Here is a 17,535-nt window from a genome sequence, read left to right as displayed (position 1 = left end):
CCCGACGCCGACCGCGACCCCGCCGCCACCGGCCACCCGCGGCCCGTCACCGGCGGCGCGGGTCCGCCCGCTGCCCCCGGTGCCGCCGCCGCGCCCTCGGGCGGGGCGGTGGGTGCCCGGCCCCGACGACACCCAGCTCATCCCGGTGCTGCCGGCGGTGCCGCGTCCGGTCGACGAGACCGACGAGGAGGTCGAGGCCCGCGAGGGCGCCCCCGGCGCCAGCCGCGGCATCCTGCGCGCCGCCGGGACGATGGCCGTGGCCACCCTGGTGTCCCGGCTGACCGGCTTCCTGCGGACGGCGGTGCTCACCGCGGTCCTCGGCGTGGCCGCCGTCGGCAACGCCTACACGGTCGCGAACCTGCTCCCCAACATCGTCTACGAGCTGCTGCTGGGCGGGGTGCTCACCTCGGTCGTCGTCCCACTGCTGGTCAGCGCGCAGGAGAAGCACGAGGACGGCGGCGTCCGGTACACCCAGCGGCTGATGACGCTCACCGTCGTCGTGCTGACCGCGCTGACCGCGCTCGCCGTCCTCGCGGCGCCGGCGCTGACCTGGCTCATGGGCATCCGCGGGGACCCCGCCCAGGTCGCGCTCGCCAACTGGCTGGCCCGGATCCTGCTGGTCGAGATCGTCTTCTACGGCATCGGCGCCCTGGCCACCGCGATCCTCAACTCCCGCGCGGTGTTCGGCCCGCCGGCGTGGGCGCCGGTGCTCAACAACATCGTGGTGATCCTCACCGGCGCGCTGTTCGTGTTCGCCGGCGGGGCCGGTCCACTGACGCCGGTCACCATCACCGACACCCAGGTGTGGCTGCTCGGGATCGGGACGACGCTGGGGATCGCCGTCCAGGCGCTCGTGCTGCTGCCGCTGCTCGGCCGGCACGGGGTGCCGCTGCGCCCGCAGTGGGGGCTGCGCGGCACCGGGCTGGCCGAGGCCGGTTCGCTGGGCCTGTGGATGGTGGTCTACGTGCTGGTCAGCCAGGTCGGCGTCGTCGTGGCCAACCGGGTCGCCGCCGGGGCGGCGGACGCCGGCGGGCTGGGCAACCTGGCCTTCGCCAACGCCAGTCTGCTGTTCCAGATGCCCTACGGGATCATCGGCGTCGCCCTGCTCACCGCGCTGCTGCCGAGGATGAGCCGGGCCGCGGCGCGCTCCGACATCCCGGGGGTCGTGCAGGACCTCGCCCTCGGCACCCGGCTGTCGGCCCTGGGCCTGCTGCCGGTCACGGCCGCACTGGCGGTGCTGGGTCCCGCCGTGGCCACCGTCGCCTTCGCCCACGGCAACACCAGCGCCGCGGAGGCCCGGGGCATCGGCGTCGCGCTCGCTGTCGGGGCGTTCGGCCTGCTGCCGATGGCGGTCACGCTGCTCCAGCTGCGGGTCTTCTACGCGATGAAGGACGCCCGCACCCCGACGCTCATCCAGCTCGGGATGGTCGCCGTCCGGGTGCCGCTGCTGCTGCTCGTCCCCGTCGTCGTCGACCCCGACGAGGTGGTCGCGGGCCTGATGCTGGCCACGAGCACCACCTACCTCGTCGGCTGGGCCCTCGGGCACCTCGCGCTCCGCCGGCGGCTGGGCGTGCTCGGCACCCGGTCGAGCCTGGGTCCGGTGCTGCCGATCGCCGCCGCCTCGCTCGTCGCGGGCCTGCTGGGCTGGGGGACGGTCACAGTGACCAACAGCGCGCTGGGCACCTCGGTGGCGGGCTCGCTCGGCACCCTGCTGATCGGTACCGTGGTGGTCGGCGTCGCGGCTCTGGCAGGGCTCGTGCTCGCCCGGGTCTCCGAGGTCCGGGAGCCCCTGGCCGCCGTCAGGGCCCGGCTGGGGCGCGGATGAGCACCGCGGCGACGCCACCGCCGGGGCACCCCCGCCACCGGCCTGGAGCGAACAGGGAGTCGGCCGCGTCGATGACGTCCACGACCACCGGCCTCCCCGACCGCTACCGGCCCCTCGCCGAGGTCGGCCCGGCCGAGGCCACGTCGACCGGCGTCATCCGCTGCTGGCGCGCCAAGGACCGCATCCTCAACCGGGACGTCGCCATCCGGGTGCACACCCCCGGCGGCGCCGCGGCCCGCGAGTGGATCACCCGCGCGCTCACCGCCGGCGGCCTGGCCACGCCCGCCCTGGCCATGGTCTACGACGCCGCCGAGGGGTCGGGCGGCGCGGCCCCGGGCGGGGCGGCATACGTGGTCAACGAGTGGATCGAGGGGCAGACCCTCGCGGAGCGGCTGGCCGACGGGCCGATGCCGGAGCGCGAGGTCCGCGCCGTCCTGCGCCGCCTGGCCGAGGGGGTCGCCGAGGCGCACCGGGTCGGGCTCGCCGTCGGCGGGCTGACGCCCGAGACGGTCGTCCTGCGGCCCAACGGCCTGGTCGGCCTGCGCGCGGTCCCGGCCGCCAGCGGAACGGTGCAGGGCGACATCGCCGCGCTCGCCGAGCTGCTCGAGTACTGCCTCACCGACCGCCGCGCCGGCGAGGCCCCGGGGCGGTCGCCGGCCCTGTCCCCCGACCTCGCCGCCCTGGTCCGCCGCGCGCGGTCCCGGGAGCCCGGCGCCGGCCTCTCCAGCGTCGCCGCGATGGCCGCCCTGCTCGCCGAGCGCCCGCGCGGGCACGTCTCGGAGCCGGTCCGCGGCGTCGACGAGTCCGACAGCGGGTGGTTGCGCCGGCTGCGCGAGCGCCGCGAGGACGACGTCGCCGAGGACCCCTCGCCCACGATGGACGCCGGACCCGACGGCCCCCGGCGGCTGGACCGGCGCGGTCGGCCGCCGGTGCCCGCGCCGCGCGGCGAGGAGGACGACGACCTGCTGCCGCTGGCGGGCGGCTTCGGCGTCGAGGACGACGTCGTCACCGACGAGCCGGACCGCGACGGGTATGCCGAGCCGGCCCCCGCGGGCCGCCGCAAGCTCCTCGTCGTCGGCCTGCCGCTGCTCGCGCTGGCCGTGGTCATCGGGCTGGCCTGGTGGCTGGGGTCGAACGTGCTGTCCGTGGCGGGCTCGGTCGGCGAGGGCGGCACGGCGCCGAGCGCGCCGTCCAGCAGCGCGCCGGCCGACGAGGAGAGCCCGGCTCCCGGCGACGCCCCGGCCGCCACGATCGTCGGGGCCGCCGTGCTCGACCCCGGCGGCGACGGCGAGCCGGAGAACGTCGACGACATCTCGCTGTCCTTCGACGGCGACCCCGCGACCGCCTGGTCGACGCTCACCTACCGGGGCTCGCCCGCGTTCGGCAACCTCAAGGACGGCGTCGGCGTCGTCTACGACCTGGGCTCGGCGCAGGCCCTGGCCGGGGTGTCCGTGACGACGACCACACCCGGTGCCACTGTCGAGATCCGGGTGGCCGACGCGCCCGACGCCGGCATCGACGAGTTCGACGTCGTCGCCACCGGCGAGCTGGAGGCGACCACCGACCTCCCCTTCGAGGAGACCGTGACCAGCCAGTACGTGCTGGTGTGGGTGACCGGGCTGGTGGAGTCCGGCGACGGCTTCGCCGCCGGCATCGCCGAGGTGGCGCTGCAGCCGGCCGGCTGACGGCCGTCCCGAACCGCCCGGCCGGGACTTCCGTGGGCTGGAATGAGGCCCTGCTGACGGGGGAATGCGGCTCTTACGATCCTCGTTGTGCCGCCCGTGACCTCAGACCACCCGACCCCCGGACCCGCCGTGACCACTGACGGGAACCCCGCGATCCCGCCGGCGGAGCATGACGGCATCCGCGACCTGATCATCATCGGGTCGGGGCCGGCGGGTTACACCGCCGCCGTCTACGCCGCCCGCGCCAACCTGCACCCGCTGGTGTTCGAGGGTTCGCAGTTCGGTGGCGCGCTCATGACCACCACCGAGGTCGAGAACTTCCCCGGCTTCGCCGAGGGCATCCAGGGCCCGCAGCTGATGATGGACATGCGCCAGCAGGCCGAGCGCTTCGGCGCCGAGCTGGTCGCCCGCGACGTCAGCGAGGTCGACCTGACCGCCGAGCCCAAGATCGTGAAGGTCGGCGACGAGGTGCACCGCGCCCACGCGGTCATCGTCGCGACCGGCTCGAAGTACCGGTACCTGGGCCTGGACAACGAGGCCCGGCTGCTGGGCCGCGGCGTCTCGGCCTGTGCCACGTGCGACGGCTTCTTCTTCCGCGACCAGGACATCGTCGTGGTCGGCGGCGGTGACAGCGCCATGGAGGAGGCCACCTTCCTCACCCGCTTCGCCAAGTCGGTCACCGTCGTCCACCGGCGCCAGGAGCTGCGCGCGTCCAAGATCATGGTCCAGCGCGCCCAGGACAACGAGAAGATCCGCTGGCAGCTGGGCAAGCAGGTGACCGACGTGCTCGGCGACGAGACCGTCTCCGGCGTCCAGCTCACCGACACCGACAGCGGCGCGACCGAGAACATGCCGGTCACCGGCGTCTTCGTCGCCATCGGCCACGACCCCCGCAGCGAGATCTTCGCCGGCCAGCTCAAGCTGGACGACGAGGGCTACATCCAGGTGGAGCACCCGACCACCCGCACCAACATCGACGGCGTGTTCGCCTGCGGTGACGTCGTCGACCACATCTACCGGCAGGCCATCACCTCGGCCGGCACCGGCGCGGCAGCGGCGATCGACGCCGAGCGGTACCTCGCCGAGGCGTTCGGCGAGCGCTGAGCGGCGTTCGCCGGCGGTCTGCGGCGGGCATCACCAGCTCAGGCGGGGCATAGACCGCCCCTCCGGCCGGTTGTCCCAGCCGGGCCCCACTGCAGTGACACCCGAGGCCACTTCCGAACCACGAGGAGAACGACCATGGCAGGCAACACCGTGACCGTCACCGACGCCAGCTTCGCCGACGACGTGCTGGGCAGCGACAAGCCCGTGCTCGTCGACTTCTGGGCCGAGTGGTGTGGTCCGTGCAAGATGGTCGCCCCGGTCCTCGAGGAGATCGCCGCCGAGCACGGCGACAAGCTCACGATCGCGAAGCTGAACATCGACGAGAACCCGCAGATCGCGCGTGACTACCAGGTCATGTCGATCCCGACGATGACGGTGTTCCAGGACGGCAAGCCGGTGAAGAGCATCATCGGCGCCAAGCCCAAGGGTGCCATCCTCTCGGACCTCGCCGACTACATCTGAGCAAGCGCCCCCCTGCGGGGCCTCGTCTCACAGGGCCTCCCCGGCATCGCGCCGGGGAGGCCCGGCCCGTCCGGGGCCCCCCGACGGGCCGGGAGGACGGCCGGGGACCACAATCGACCCACGATGGGAACCGACAGCCGCATGCACCCCCTCGGGGCCGGGGACCGCGGTCCCGCCGTGGCCGACGTCCACGCCGCCCTGCGCAGCATCGGGCTGCTCCCCGCCGCGGTCGGGGACGAGGACGGCGACGCCGTCTACGACCAGTCCACGGAGCTCGCCGTCCGGCACTTCCAGCAGGTCCGGGGGCTCTCCGTCGACGGCCGGGTGGGCGAGGAGACCTACCGCGCGCTGTCCGAGGCCCGCTGGTCCCTCGGTGACCGGCTGCTGCACCACGACCCGGTGCGCCCGATCCGTGGGGACGACGTCACGAACCTGCAGGACCGGCTGCACGAGCTCGGCTACGACGCCGGCCCGGTGGACGGCGTCTTCGGTGCGGAGACCGAGACCGGGCTGCGGGCCTTCCAGCGCGACTACGGGCTGACCTCCGACGGCACGTGCGGCCCGGCCACGCTGCGCGCCCTGCGGCAGCTCGGGCGCAAGGTGACCGGTGGCCGTCCGCAGCTGCTGCGGCAGAGCGCCAGCTTCGTGGAGAGCGGCCCGCACCTGATCGGCCGGCGCATCGTCGTGGACCCCGGGCACGGCGGTCCCGACACCGGGTTCACCGCGGGGGAGACCACCGAGGCCGACCTGGTCCTCGACCTCGCCTCGCGGATCGAGGGCCGGCTCGCCGCGGCCGGCGCCACGGTGTACCTGACCCGCGGGCGGAACCAGAACCCGTCCCCCGCGGAACGGACGGCGTTCGCCAACGACGCCCGCGCCGACCTGTTCCTCTCGCTGCACCTCGACGCGCACGCCTCCGAGCACGCCCGCGGGGTGGCCAGCTACTACTACGGCACCGGGTCGGGCGCCTCCTCGACCGTGGGCGAGCAGTTCGCCAACCTGGTCCGCCGGGAGGTCATCGCCCGCACCGGCATGCTCGACCTGGGCTCGCACGCCAAGACGTGGGACCTGCTGCGGGCCAGCCGCATGCCGGCGGTGCGGATCGACTGCGGCTACCTCTCCCACCCGGTCGACCGGCTGCTGCTGCTCGACGCCCGGCTGCGCAGCACCGTGGCCAGCGCCGTCCTGGCCGCCGTCCAGCGGCTCTTCCTGCCCGCCGAGGCCGACCCGCCGACGGGCACGTTCGTCCTCCCCGAGCGCGTCTGACGCCCTCCGCGGTATTGGATCCTCTACCCGCGTATCGGCTGCTCTGACGCGGGCATGGGATCCAATACCCCGCCAAGAACGCGGGGGCGGCTGGGACGGCTGTGACCGAACGGTCCGTCCGCCCGACGTGTCCCCGGCGGGCCGCTCCGCAGGGCTCCCTACACTCGACAGGTGGCCTCTCTCCCGCCCGGCACCCCTCCGGGTCCCGGTGTGCACCCCCACCCGGCGCCGCGCCACCCGCGGCTGGACCCGCTGGCCGACCGGTACGCAGCACGCACCCACGGGATGAAGACCTCGGAGATCCGCGCGCTGTTCTCCGTCGTCAGCCGCCCCGAGGTCGTCTCGCTGGCCGGCGGCATGCCCGCGGTCACCGCGCTGCCGCTCGACGCGGTCGGCTCGATGATCGGCGAGCTGGTGTCGGGCATGGGCGCCCAGACGCTGCAGTACGGGTCCGGTCAGGGCGACCCGCGGCTGCGCGAGCGGATCTGCGACGTCATGGCGCTGGAGGGCATCACCGACGCCTCGCCGAGCGAGGTCGTCGTCACCGTCGGCTCCCAGCAGGGGCTGGACCTGGTGACCCGGGTGTTCTGCGACCCCGGTGACGTCGTCCTCGCCGAGGGCCCCTCCTACGTCGGTGCGCTCGGGGTCTTCCAGGCCGCCGAGGCGCGGGTCCGGCACGTCCAGATGGACGACGACGGGCTGATCCCCGAGGCGCTGGAGCAGGCGCTGCTCGAGTGCCGGGCCAACGGCGACCGGGTCAAGTTCCTCTACACGGTGCCGAACTACCACAACCCGGCCGGCGTCACGCTGTCCGAGCCGCGCCGCCAGGCGATCATCGAGATCGCCGACCGCTACGACCTGCTCGTGATCGAGGACAACCCCTACGGGCTGCTCGGCTTCGACCGGGAGCCCATGCGGGCGCTGCGGGCGCGCAACTCCCAGCGGGTCATCTACCTCGGCTCGTTCTCCAAGACGTTCTCTCCCGGCCTGCGCGTCGGCTGGGTGCTCGCCCCGCTCGCCGTCCGGGAGAAGCTCGTGCTGGCCACCGAGGCGCAGGTGCTCTGCCCCCCCTCGCTCACCCAGTACGCCGTCGCCCGGTACCTCGACACCCAGCCCTGGCGCGAGCAGATCAAGCACTTCGTCGAGCTGTACCGCGAGCGGCGGGACGCCACCCTGGAGTCCCTCGAGCAGCTGATGCCCCCGGGCACGACGTGGACCAAGCCCGACGGCGGCTTCTACGTGTGGCTCAAGCTGCCGCACGGCCTGGACGCCAAGCGCATGCAGCCGCGCGCGGTCAACGCCCACGTCGCCTACGTGCCCGGCATCGGCTTCTACGCCGACGGCGGCGGCCGGGAGTACATGCGGCTGTCCTACTGCTACCCGGAGCCGGACCAGATCCGCGAGGGCGTGCGCCGGCTGGCCCGCGTCATCGAGGCCGAGCTGGACCTGCACTCCACCTTCGACGGCGTGGACACCGGCGCGTTCCGCGCCCTCGGCGCCCCCACCCGCAGCCACGACGCCGAGAACATCGTCGGCCCGGCCAACAGCGACACCTACGAGGACGGACGGGCATGACCGACGCCGCTGCCGCACCCGCCCCGGAGTCCGCGGGGGCACGCCATCCCCTGCGCGCCGTCGTCCTGGCCGGCGGGCTGAACTTCGAGCGGGAGGTCAGCCTCTCCTCCGGCACCCAGGTCTGGGAGGAGCTGACCCGCGCCGGGGTGGACGCCGAGGTGCGCGACGCCGACGCCGAGCTGCTGCCCGGCCTGTCCGCCGCTCCGGCCGACGCGGTCTTCATCGCCCTGCACGGCGCGACCGGCGAGGACGGCGCGCTGCGGGCGGTGCTCGACCTGGCCGGCGTCCCCTACGTCGGCTCCCCGGCCGCGGCCTGCCGGCTGGCGTGGGACAAGCCGGCCGCCAAGTCCGTCGTCCGCTCCGCCGGGGTGACCACGCCGGACTGGGTCGCGCTGCCGCACAGCACCTTCCGGGAGCTGGGCGCCGGCGCCGTGCTGGACCTCATCGTCGCCCGGCTCGGACTGCCGCTGATGGTGAAGCCGGCTTCGGGTGGATCCGCGCTGGGCGCACAGAAGGTGACCCGCGTCGAGGACCTCCCGGCCGCGATGGTCAGCTGCTTCGCCTACGGGGACACCGTGATGGTCGAGCGGTTCGTCGACGGCGTGGAGCTCGCCCTGTCGGTCGTGGACCTGGGGGAGGGGCCCGAGGCGCTGCCGGCGGTCGAGATCGCCCCCGAGTCCGGGGTGTTCGACTACACCGCCCGCTACACGCCCGGGCTCACCGAGTACCACGCCCCTGCGCGGGTCTCCGCGGAGGTCGCCGCGAAGGCGGCCGCGCTCGCGGTCGAGGTGCACCGGGTGCTCGGTCTGGCCGACCTGTCCCGCACCGACGCCATCGTCGGTCCGGACGGCGAGGTGCACTTCCTCGAGGTGAACGTCTCGCCCGGGCTCACCGAGACGTCGATGTTCCCGATGGCGGTCGAGGCGGCCGGCCACTCGCTCGGCGACGTCCTCTCCCGGCTGCTGACCCGTCGGGCCGTCACCGCCCGCTAGCCCCGCCGGCATAGGAAGCTATGCCTACGTTTCTGGCGCCAGGACGTATGGATAGCCTCCTATGCCCGGGACCCCGCGCGGGGCACCCACGAGGGCCCGGTTACGTCAGTGACGCAACCGGCCCTCGTGGGTCTTTCCGGGCCTTAGCTCTCGGCGCGACGGCCCGTGATGTCCGGAGCCATCTGACCGATGATCCGCTGCAGGTCGTCGACCGAGCCGAACTCGACGACGATCCGGCCCTTGGCCCGACCGATCTGGATCTTCACCGTGGTCTCGAAGGCGTCCGACAGGCGGCCGGCGAGGTCCTCGACGCCCGGTGCGGAGAACTTCCGGGGACGCCGCTTGCTGGCCGGCTCCTCGGCGACGGCCATCGCGACCGCCTCCTCGGTGGCCCGCACCGACATCCCCTCGGCGACGATGCGAGTGGCCAGCGCGTCCTGCGCCTCGGCGTCGGGCAGGCCGAGCAGGGCGCGGGCGTGCCCGGCCGAGATGACCCCGGCGGCGACGCGGGTCTGCACCTTCACCGGCAGCTTCAGCAGCCGGATGGTGTTGGTGACCTGCGACCGGCTCCGGCCGATGCGGCTCGCCAGCTCCTCGTGGGTGGCGCCGAACTCCTCCAGCAGCTGCTGGTAGGCGGCGGCCTCCTCCAGCGGGTTGAGCTGGACCCGGTGGATGTTCTCCAGCAGGGCGTCGCGCAGCAGCGCGTCGTCGGTGGTGTCCCGGACGATCGCCGGCACGGTGTCCAGGCCCGCCGCGCGCGCGGCCCGCAGCCGGCGCTCGCCCATGATGAGCTCGTAACCGCTGCCGTCCCGCTCGCGCACCACGATCGGCTGCAGCAGGCCGAACTCCCGGACGGAGTGGGTGAGCTCCTCCAGCGCCTCGTCGTCGAACACCTGGCGGGGCTGCCTGGGGTTGGGGACGACGTCGCCGACGGCCACCTCGCGCAGGTGCGCGCCCGGGACCCCGACCGCCTCCTCCTGCCGCCGGGCGACCGTCTCGGCGGCCTGCGCGGCCGGCGGCAGCAGGTGGACCGTGGGTGTGGTCTCCGGAGCGGAGGCCGGTGCCGCGCCGTCCGGGCGCTCGCCGCCGTCCGCCGACTCGGGCAGCGCGGACTGCTCGACGGGTGGGGGACTGGTGGGGATCAGCGCCGCGAGCCCCCGGCCGAGACCGCCACGCTTGCTCATGCTCTCTCCTCAGAGGACGGGGGGACGGGCACGGTCGCCGCGTCGGTGGCGGCGAACGCCCGGGGGGCGACGGAGACGGCGTTCATCGGGGTGGTCGGCGGGCCGCCGGGGGCGGGCGGCGCGCTCAACGGCGGCAGTGAGACGCCCCGCTCGGCGAGCTCGCGGGCGGCCTCCACGTAACTGGTCGACCCGCGCGAGCCGGGGTCGTAGGTGAGCACCGACTGGCCGTAGCCCGGGGCCTCCGAGACCCGCACGTTGCGCGGGATGACGGCGTTCAGCACGAGGTCCCCGAAGTGCTTGCGGACCTCCTCGGCCACCTGGTCGGCGAGCTTGGTGCGCCCGTCGTACATGGTGAGCAGGATGGTCCGGACGGCGATGCCCGGGTTGAGGTGCTGGCGGACCAGGTCGATGTTGTTGAGCAGCTGGCCCAGCCCCTCGAGCGCGTAGTACTCGCACTGGATGGGGATGAGCACCTCGTCGCCGGCCACCAGGGCGTTGAGGGTCAGCAGTCCCAGGGACGGCGGACAGTCCACGAGCACGTAGTGCGGCCGCTGCTCGGCCGGCAGGGAGTACAGGTACGCCTCGATCGACCGGCGGAGCCGGTACTCGCGGGCGACCACCGAGACCAGCTCGATCTCCGCCCCGGCGAGGTCGATCGTCGCCGGCACGCAGTGCAGCAGCGGGCTGGCCGTGGTCGGGTGCACGACCTCCGACAGCGAGTGGTCGCCGACGAGCGCGTCGTAGATGGACGGCGTCCCGACGGTGTGGTCCACCCCGAGGGCGGTACTCGTGTTGCCCTGCGGGTCGAGGTCGATGACGAGCGTCCGCAAGCCGTAGAGGGACAGCGCCACGCCCAGGTTCACCGCCGAGGTGGTCTTGCCGACGCCGCCCTTCTGGTTGGCGATCGTGATGACGCGGATCCGTCCCGGCGCGGGGAAGGGCTCCTGGTTGGCGGCGTGCAGCACCCGGGTGGCCCGCAGGGCTTCCATGGCGATGGGGCTGTCGAAGTCCGCACCGGAGCTGGCCGCCTGGTCGGCGGCGAGGCTGCTCCGCAGCCGCTGGCCCGGGTCGGTCATCTCGGGTCCTTCCTGCCGATCCGTTTCACGTGGAACGGGCTCGGGGAGTCGTACGGGTTCCACGTGGAACAGGACTCACCGCGTTCCACGCGTCATGACCACCACGGTAGTGGCAGCGTCGCCGAGGTCCGCGCCGACAGCCCGGGCGTGCACCTCGCGCATGCCGGCCGCCTCGAGCTCGGGCACCAGCGCGGGCAGCTCCTCGACGGCGCGGGTACCGACGAGCGCGACCAGCTGGGCGCCCGGGCGCAGCAGGTCGCGGCACCAGGCGACCAGCCGGGGGAGCGCGGCGACCGCCCGGGCGGTCACGACGTCCACCGGGCCGACGGCCTGGCGGACGGAGCGATCCTCGGCGCGGCCGCGGACCACCCGCCACGGGACGCCGAGCTCGGCGACGACCTCCTCCAGGAACTCCACCCGCCGGGCCATCGGCTCGACCAGGGTCAACCGGAGGTCCGGTCGCGCCAGGGCCAGCGGGACGCCGGGCAGCCCGGCCCCGCTGCCGACGTCCACCACCGCGGCGCCCGGGGGGACGGCCTCGGCCACGGCTGCGCTGTTGAGCACGTGCCGCTCCCACAGCCGCGGCACCTCGCGCGGCCCGATGAGGCCGCGGGTGACGCCGTCGGTGGCCAGCCGGGCGACGTACCGCTCGGCCGCCGGCAGGGCGTCCCCGAAGACCCGCCGCGCCACGGCTGGGGCCGGTGGGGCGGGTGGGGTCTCCGGCGCCGAACTCACTTGTCGGGGAGGACGACGACGCGGCGGTTGGGCTCCTCGCCCTCCGACTCGCTGTGCACCCCGGCCACGCCGGCGATGACGTCGTGGACGACCTTGCGCTCGAACGGGTTCATCGCGGCCAGCCGCTCGGGCTGGCGGCTGCCGGCCACCCGGCGGGCCGCCTCGGCGGCCAGCGTGGTGAGGTCGGCGCGCCGCTTGGCCCGGAATCCGCTGATGTCGAGCATCAGCCGGCTGCGGACGCCGGTGGACTGTGCCACGGCCAGCCGGGTCAGTTCCTGCAGGGCCTCGAGCACCGAGCCGTCGGGGCCGACCAGGTCGGTCAGCTGCCCGCCGACGATCGCGACGGAGGCACGGTCACCCTCGACGTCGAGGTCGATGTCGCCGTCCACGTCGAGGATGTCGAGCAGCCGCTCGAGGTAGTCGCCGGCCACGTCGCCCTCGCGGACGAGCAGGTCGTCGCGGCTCCGGGAGTCGCCGTCGACGTCGTCCTCGGTCTCGGCCTCGACGTCGTCCGCGGTGTCGACCTCGGTGTCGGCCGGCTCCACGAGGGCGTCGGCGCCGTCGTCGTCCGGATCGGGCAGGTCCGGCTGGGTCGGGGGGGTGTCGGCCGGCACGGGGCTGAGGACGGCACCCGAGGTCGCCTCGGCGGTCGCGGTCGTGTCGGTGGGGTGCTGCGGGGCGCTCATGGCTGTTCCTCCCAGTCGGAGCGGGCGTCCGGGGTTCCCCGGTGGTCGATGGCGGGCCGCAGGGCCGGCGGACGTCCGCGCCGGACGCCGCAGCGCCGGGTCAGCGGCGCTTGCGCTTCCCGCGGTTGGCCGGACCCTGGCTGCCACGCCCGCCCCCGCTGCCGCTACCGCTGCGCGGGCGACCGGGCTGACCACGGCCGGCCGGCGGCTTGCCGTTGGCGCCCGACGCGGTCGCACCCGGCGGCAGCACGTCGTCGCCGTCCACGGGGGCCGGGGTGTCACTGCGCTTGGTCATGTCGACCGGTGCCGAGGTGTCGGCCGGGCGGCCGGGCTTCGGGCGGACCGGCTTGGCGCCGGGCTTGGGCGCGAGGGACTTCGGGTCGATGGCCGGCTTGTCAGCGGCGGCCTTCGCGAGGGCGGCGGGGGAGCCGGGCGGCGGCATCTTGCGCAGGATGAAGAACTGCTGGCCGAGGGTCCACAGGTTGTTGGTGAACCAGTAGAGGAGGACGCCGATCGGGAAGAAGAAGCCGGTGACGAAGAGGCTCAGCGGCATGCCGTAGAGCAGCAGCTTCTGCACCATGGCGGCCTGGCCCTCGACCGGCCCCGACCGCCGCATGATCTGCTTCTGCGTGATGAAGGTCGTCACGCACATGACCACGATGAGGATGAACGCGACCACGCGGATGTTCGCGTAGGAGGCGATCGCCAGGATCGCCTCCTCCTTGGCCCCGCTCATGCTGAACGAGGAGGAGATGGGCGCCCCGAAGAACGGCGCCCGGGCGGCCTCGTCGGTGAGCTCGTCGCTCCACCCGTAGAGCCCCTCCGCGCCGGGAGCCAGCCGGCGCAGGACGTGGAACAGCGACAGGAAGACCGGGATCTGCGGGAGGATCGGCAGGCAGCCGGCCAGCGGGTTGACCCCGCGCTCCTTCTGCAGCGCCATCATCGCCTGGCTGAAGCCCTGCTTGTCGCTGCCGTACTGCTTGCGCAGCTTCTGGATCTCCGGCTGGATCTCCTGCATCGCCCGCTGCGACTTGACCTGCTTGACGAACAGCGGGAAGAGGATCAGCCGGATCGTGACGACGAGGAACACGATCGACAGGGCCCAGGCCAGGCCCGAGAGCCCGGTGCCCGCGTCGGGGTCCTGGAAGACCAGGTTCCAGACCGAGTGCCACCGGGCCAGGACCCAGGAGATGGCGGTGTACAGCCAGTCAAGCAACGCCAGCCTCCTGCTGGGGTGCCCGGCGGGGAGCCGGGGGGTGGGCTTCGTCGGATCCGGGAGCCGCGCCGCGCGCCGGCGGAACGGGGTCGAACCCGCCGGGGTGCCAGGGGGCGCACTTGAGCAGCCGGCGCAGCGCGAGCCAGCTGCCCCGCGCGGCGCCGTGGACGGCGATCGCCTCGGCGGCGTACGCGCTGCACGTCGGGGCGAAGCGGCACCGCGGTGGCAGCGCCGGGCTGATCGCCCGCTGGTAGAAGCGCACCGCGGCCAGCAGCGCCCGGCCCACCGCGCCGCGGGAGCCGGGGGCGGGCCTCGCCGGGGTGGTGGTCACGAGACGCGCGCCCGCGCGCCGAGCACCCGGTCCAGGCCGGCGGCGAGGTCGCGACGCAGGTCGGCAGAGCTGGCGGACGCCGCCTCCGGCCGGGCACGCACCACGAGGTCCGCCGACGGCGGCACCCGGTGCAGCTCGCCCATCACCACCGCGCGCAGCCGCCGGGTCACCCGGTGCCGGACGACGGAGTTGCCCACGGCCCTGCCCACCACGAAGCCGGCCCGTGGACCACCGGGGCCACCGGCGGGGCCGGCACCCGGGGTCACGGGCCGTTCGGGGAGGTAGTGGAGCACCATGGTCGGCCGTCCGGCGCGCCTGCCGGACCGGACGACCGCGGTGAACTCCGGACGCCGGCGCAGGCGTGCCTGCGCGGGCAACACCTCAGGCGGAGAGCTTCTCGCGGCCCTTGCGCCGGCGGCCGGCGATGATCGCCCGCCCGGCGCGGGTGCGCATCCGCAGCCGGAAGCCGTGGGTCTTGGACCGGCGGCGGTTGTTCGGCTGGAACGTGCGCTTGCTCACGAGGTACTCCCACTACACGACATCGACGGTGCGCACCCACCGGTGGGCGGGCACGCGCGAAGGACGGTCCGGACGAGGTGACCGGTCAGGCCCCCGCCGTCCGCCGTCCACAGACTCCGACCAGCATAGCCGAGGAACGCGGAGTGCCGGAGGCCGCCCGGACGCCGACTGCCCAGGCTCCACCACACCCGACGCCCGACGGCGACGACGCGCCGCGCGAGGCTCGCGACACGCCCGGCGGCGCGCGGCAACGGCCGTCCCGCGTCGTTGCCGGGCTGTGGATGAGGCTGTTAGCGTCGCCGTCGCTCCACACCGGACATCCGAGTCCGGCGCAGGGGCCGCCCCGCTGGGTCGACCGACCACCGCGACCACTCCGAGAACCTCCCATCCCGTTCCTGACCAGCGACGACGCCTCTGCCCGGTCCGCACCCGCGGATGCCGGCCGATCCTGCCGCTGGTCGTGCACAGCCTGTGGACACCGGTGTGGACACCGTGTGTCCGGATGTCCACAGCGGGGGACTGACCGGGGGACGACGGCGCCCGGCAGTCAGCGGCCTCGGTGGGGCGACGACACACGGAATCGGGGAGGACACGGCCATGGCCGATGCCACGGTTGACCTGGCGACGGTCTGGGACCAGATCCGCGAGCGGCTGGCCACGAGCCTGTCCCCGCAGCAGAACGCGATGCTCAACCTGACCCGGCCGGTCGGGGTGTTCGAGGACACGGCGGTGCTGTCGGCCCCGAACGAGTTCACCCAGACCGTGCTCGAGTCGCGGATGCGGCGGGTGCTCGCCGAGGCCCTGTCCGAGCACCTGGGCCGCGACATCCGCGTCGCCGTCCAGGTCGAGGACACCCCGGCCGAGCCCGTCGAGCCGCCGCACGATCCGGTTCCGACCCGGCGGCGGTGGTCGGCGGTCGAGGCGCAGCGGGCCGAGGAGGACCGGGAGACCCGCGACCGCGCCGACGACGGCCGCAGCGCCTTCGGGGTGCGCACCGACGTGACCCGGCCGCTGACCTGGGAGCGCGACGTCGCCGAGCGTCCCGGGCAGGACCTCCCGCCGCCGGCCCGGGAGGGCGAGGAGTGGACGCCCACCGACTGGAGCCCGCCGGCCCGCCGGCCGTCCGGCCGGCCCTCCCGCCCGCAGCGGGACTGGGGTGGCAGCGAGCCCGACGACGACGGCGCCGCCGTGCTGCCGTTCGACCTCGACACCGGCGGCGGGCAGCCCGACGAGGCGCCCGCCCCCGCCGGCCGCGGCCGCCGGGGGGACAGCCGCGCGTCGTCCGCCCGCGGCGGTGACGCCGTGCCGCTGTTCGGGGACCGGCGTGCGCCGGCCGGCGCGCAGGATCCGGGGCTGAACCCGAAGTACGTCTTCGACAGCTTCGTCATCGGCAACAGCAACCGGTTCGCCCACGCCGCCGCGGTCGCCGTGGCCGAGGCGCCGGCCCGCGCCTACAACCCGCTGTTCATCTACGGCGACTCCGGGCTGGGCAAGACCCACCTGCTGCACGCGATCGGGCACTACGCGGCGCGGATGTTCCCCAACGTCCGGGTGCGGTACGTGAGCACCGAGGAGTTCACCAACGAGTTCATCAACCTGGTGCACTCCGGCCGCGCCGAGGACTTCCGCCGTCGCTACCGGGACATCGACTTCCTGCTCATCGACGACATCCAGTTCCTGGAGCGCGCCGAGCGGACGCAGGAGGAGTTCTTCCACACCTTCAACACGCTGCACAACGCCAGCAAGCAGATCGTCATCACCTCCGACCGCGCGCCGAAGAAGCTGACGACGCTGGAGGACCGGCTGCGCACCCGCTTCGAGTGGGGCCTGATCACCGACGTCCAGGCGCCGGACCTCGAGACCCGCATCGCGATCCTGCGGAAGAAGGCCTACGGCGAGCGGCTGCAGGTGCCCGACGCGGTGCTCGAGTTCATCGCCAGCAAGGTGCAGACCAACATCCGCGAGCTCGAGGGCGCGCTCATCCGGGTCACCGCCTTCGCCAGCCTCAACAAGCAGCAGGTGGACCTGCCGCTGGCCGAGCTGGTGCTCAAGGACCTGATCAGCGACGAGCAGGGCCCGCAGATCACCGCGGCGATCATCATGGCGGCCACGGCCGAGTACTTCTCCGTGACGATGGAGGAGCTGCAGGGCTCCAACCGCAGCCGCACGCTGGTCAACGCCCGGCAGATCGCGATGTACCTGTGCCGCGAGCTGACCGAGCTCTCCCTGCCCCGGATCGGCGCCTCGTTCGGCGGCAAGGACCACACCACGGTCATGCACGCGGTCAAGAAGATCACCAACCTGATGAGCGAGCGCCGCGCCACCTACACCCAGGTGACCGAGCTCACGGCCCGCATCAAGAGCCGCGCCCGGCAGTGACCGGACGGCCGGCTGTCCACAAGCCTGTGGGTGGCCGGTGTGCGCTCCCCACCGCGGAGACGGTGGCCTCCGGGTCCCCCGGACGGGTGACCTCGGTCGACTCGTCGACGAGTTGTCCCCAGGAATGTGCACAGGCTGGGGGTATCTCGTACCGACGGGCTCACGGCACGTCACGGACACCCCGGACGGGGCGAGCCGCCCGGATCGGGGTACCTCGTCGTTGACCTGCTCGTTCTCCGTCTCCGGACCGCACTACCCCGCCGTCGGCCGGCTCACGCCTCCCGGTCGTGCACACCACCTGGGGACGGACCCTGGGGGAACCATGGGACAGGACGTGGACGGACGGCGACCGGTGTGCACGGACGTCGAGATGTCCACGTGTCGACACCGGACGGGGACGATCCACCCACAGTCCGCCAACATGTCGACTTCGGCGCTGACCTGCGCGGACGGGCTCGATCCCCAGCTTCCACACCAGTGATGACGAAGATGAGGGAGTT

At 74.0% G+C, this 17,535-nt stretch carries 16 protein-coding genes; 8 read left to right on the top strand and 8 right to left on the bottom strand.

What is annotated here, in order from left to right; translation table 11 throughout:
• The 7 genes from murJ to MY520_RS16410 all read left to right on the top strand — a co-directional run.
• Positions 1-1,825: murein biosynthesis integral membrane protein MurJ (murJ, locus tag MY520_RS16440; protein ID WP_436693573.1), on the top strand; the 1,825-nt coding region annotated here is incomplete at its 5' end.
• A gap of 71 nt (positions 1,826-1,896) precedes the next feature.
• Positions 1,897-3,510 carry a hypothetical protein gene (locus MY520_RS16435; RefSeq protein ID WP_436693571.1) on the top strand — a complete coding sequence of 538 codons (1,614 nt, stop codon included), beginning with the start codon at positions 1,897-1,899 and terminating at the stop codon, positions 3,508-3,510.
• 129 nt (positions 3,511-3,639) lie between these two features.
• A complete protein-coding gene (trxB, locus tag MY520_RS16430) occupies positions 3,640-4,614 on the top strand; it encodes a thioredoxin-disulfide reductase (protein WP_436693569.1) in 975 nt (324 codons plus the stop codon).
• Positions 4,615-4,749: 135 nt separating this feature from the next.
• Complete coding sequence (trxA, locus tag MY520_RS16425; RefSeq protein ID WP_436693567.1) at positions 4,750-5,076, top strand: thioredoxin; 327 nt, start codon at positions 4,750-4,752, stop codon at positions 5,074-5,076.
• Positions 5,077-5,199: 123 nt separating this feature from the next.
• A complete protein-coding gene (locus tag MY520_RS16420) occupies positions 5,200-6,342 on the top strand; it encodes an N-acetylmuramoyl-L-alanine amidase (RefSeq protein ID WP_436693565.1) in 1,143 nt (380 codons plus the stop codon).
• 171 nt (positions 6,343-6,513) lie between these two features.
• Positions 6,514-7,917: a PLP-dependent aminotransferase family protein gene (locus tag MY520_RS16415; RefSeq protein ID WP_436693563.1), complete on the top strand. Its 1,404-nt coding sequence runs from the start codon at positions 6,514-6,516 to the stop codon at positions 7,915-7,917.
• On the top strand, positions 7,914-8,909 hold the full coding sequence (locus tag MY520_RS16410; protein ID WP_436693561.1) for a D-alanine--D-alanine ligase family protein: 996 nt from the start codon (positions 7,914-7,916) through the stop codon (positions 8,907-8,909). Before MY520_RS16415 ends, MY520_RS16410 begins: the two co-directional genes overlap by 4 nt.
• Positions 8,910-9,052: 143 nt before the next feature.
• Here the strand turns inward: MY520_RS16410 and MY520_RS16405 are convergent, their stop codons facing one another.
• From MY520_RS16405 to rpmH, 8 genes are all read right to left on the bottom strand, one after another.
• The gene (locus MY520_RS16405) at positions 9,053-10,093 is read right to left on the bottom strand and encodes a ParB/RepB/Spo0J family partition protein (protein ID WP_436693559.1); all 1,041 of its coding nucleotides are present in this window, start codon (positions 10,091-10,093) and stop codon (positions 9,053-9,055) included.
• Complete coding sequence (locus MY520_RS16400; RefSeq protein ID WP_436693557.1) at positions 10,090-11,169, bottom strand: ParA family protein; 1,080 nt, start codon at positions 11,167-11,169, stop codon at positions 10,090-10,092. Before MY520_RS16400 ends, MY520_RS16405 begins: the two co-directional genes overlap by 4 nt.
• A gap of 75 nt (positions 11,170-11,244) precedes the next feature.
• Positions 11,245-11,859 carry a 16S rRNA (guanine(527)-N(7))-methyltransferase RsmG gene (rsmG, locus tag MY520_RS16395; RefSeq protein ID WP_436693555.1) on the bottom strand — a complete coding sequence of 205 codons (615 nt, stop codon included), beginning with the start codon at positions 11,857-11,859 and terminating at the stop codon, positions 11,245-11,247.
• A 41-nt stretch (positions 11,860-11,900) separates the two neighbouring features.
• Positions 11,901-12,590, bottom strand: coding sequence for a protein jag (locus MY520_RS16390; RefSeq protein ID WP_436693553.1), 690 nt, complete (start codon positions 12,588-12,590; stop codon positions 11,901-11,903).
• Between the two features lie 100 nt (positions 12,591-12,690).
• Positions 12,691-13,806, bottom strand: a complete 1,116-nt coding sequence (gene yidC, locus MY520_RS16385) for a membrane protein insertase YidC (RefSeq protein WP_436693551.1) — start codon at positions 13,804-13,806, stop codon at positions 12,691-12,693.
• Entirely contained in the window at positions 13,799-14,137 is a 339-nt protein-coding gene (gene yidD / locus MY520_RS16380; RefSeq protein ID WP_436693550.1) for a membrane protein insertion efficiency factor YidD, read from the bottom strand. The genes yidC and yidD overlap by 8 nt, the downstream gene beginning before the upstream one ends.
• Positions 14,134-14,517, bottom strand: a complete 384-nt coding sequence (gene rnpA / locus MY520_RS16375; protein WP_436693548.1) for a ribonuclease P protein component — start codon at positions 14,515-14,517, stop codon at positions 14,134-14,136. The genes yidD and rnpA overlap by 4 nt, the downstream gene beginning before the upstream one ends.
• A 1-nt stretch (position 14,518) precedes the next feature.
• Positions 14,519-14,656: a 50S ribosomal protein L34 gene (gene rpmH, locus MY520_RS16370; RefSeq protein ID WP_089305879.1), complete on the bottom strand. Its 138-nt coding sequence runs from the start codon at positions 14,654-14,656 to the stop codon at positions 14,519-14,521.
• A 597-nt stretch (positions 14,657-15,253) separates the two neighbouring features.
• Here rpmH and dnaA point away from each other — a divergent pair.
• Positions 15,254-17,035 carry a chromosomal replication initiator protein DnaA gene (gene dnaA / locus MY520_RS16365; RefSeq protein WP_436693546.1) on the top strand — a complete coding sequence of 594 codons (1,782 nt, stop codon included), beginning with the start codon at positions 15,254-15,256 and terminating at the stop codon, positions 17,033-17,035.
• The last annotated feature ends 500 nt before the right edge of the window (positions 17,036-17,535 follow it).

This window comes from Geodermatophilus sp. CPCC 205506, from assembly GCF_051383635.1.
Lineage (GTDB): Bacteria > Actinomycetota > Actinomycetes > Mycobacteriales > Geodermatophilaceae > Geodermatophilus.
This window is presented reverse-complemented; position numbering and strand designations above follow the sequence as displayed.

What these genes read in the sequence shown, in the direction of transcription:
- MY520_RS16435 (WP_436693571.1), top strand. Translation starts at nt 1,897, where the DNA reads ATGACGTCCACGACCACCGGCCTCCCCGACCGCTACCGGCCCCTCGCC.
- trxA (WP_436693567.1), top strand. Translation starts at nt 4,750, where the DNA reads ATGGCAGGCAACACCGTGACCGTCACCGACGCCAGCTTCGCCGACGAC.
- MY520_RS16420 (WP_436693565.1), top strand. Translation starts at nt 5,200, where the DNA reads ATGGGAACCGACAGCCGCATGCACCCCCTCGGGGCCGGGGACCGCGGT.
- MY520_RS16410 (WP_436693561.1), top strand. Translation starts at nt 7,914, where the DNA reads ATGACCGACGCCGCTGCCGCACCCGCCCCGGAGTCCGCGGGGGCACGC.
- MY520_RS16405 (WP_436693559.1), bottom strand. Translation starts at nt 10,093, where the DNA reads ATGAGCAAGCGTGGCGGTCTCGGCCGGGGGCTCGCGGCGCTGATCCCC.
- MY520_RS16400 (WP_436693557.1), bottom strand. Translation starts at nt 11,169, where the DNA reads ATGACCGACCCGGGCCAGCGGCTGCGGAGCAGCCTCGCCGCCGACCAG.
- MY520_RS16390 (WP_436693553.1), bottom strand. Translation starts at nt 12,590, where the DNA reads ATGAGCGCCCCGCAGCACCCCACCGACACGACCGCGACCGCCGAGGCG.
- dnaA (WP_436693546.1), top strand. Translation starts at nt 15,254, where the DNA reads ATGGCCGATGCCACGGTTGACCTGGCGACGGTCTGGGACCAGATCCGC.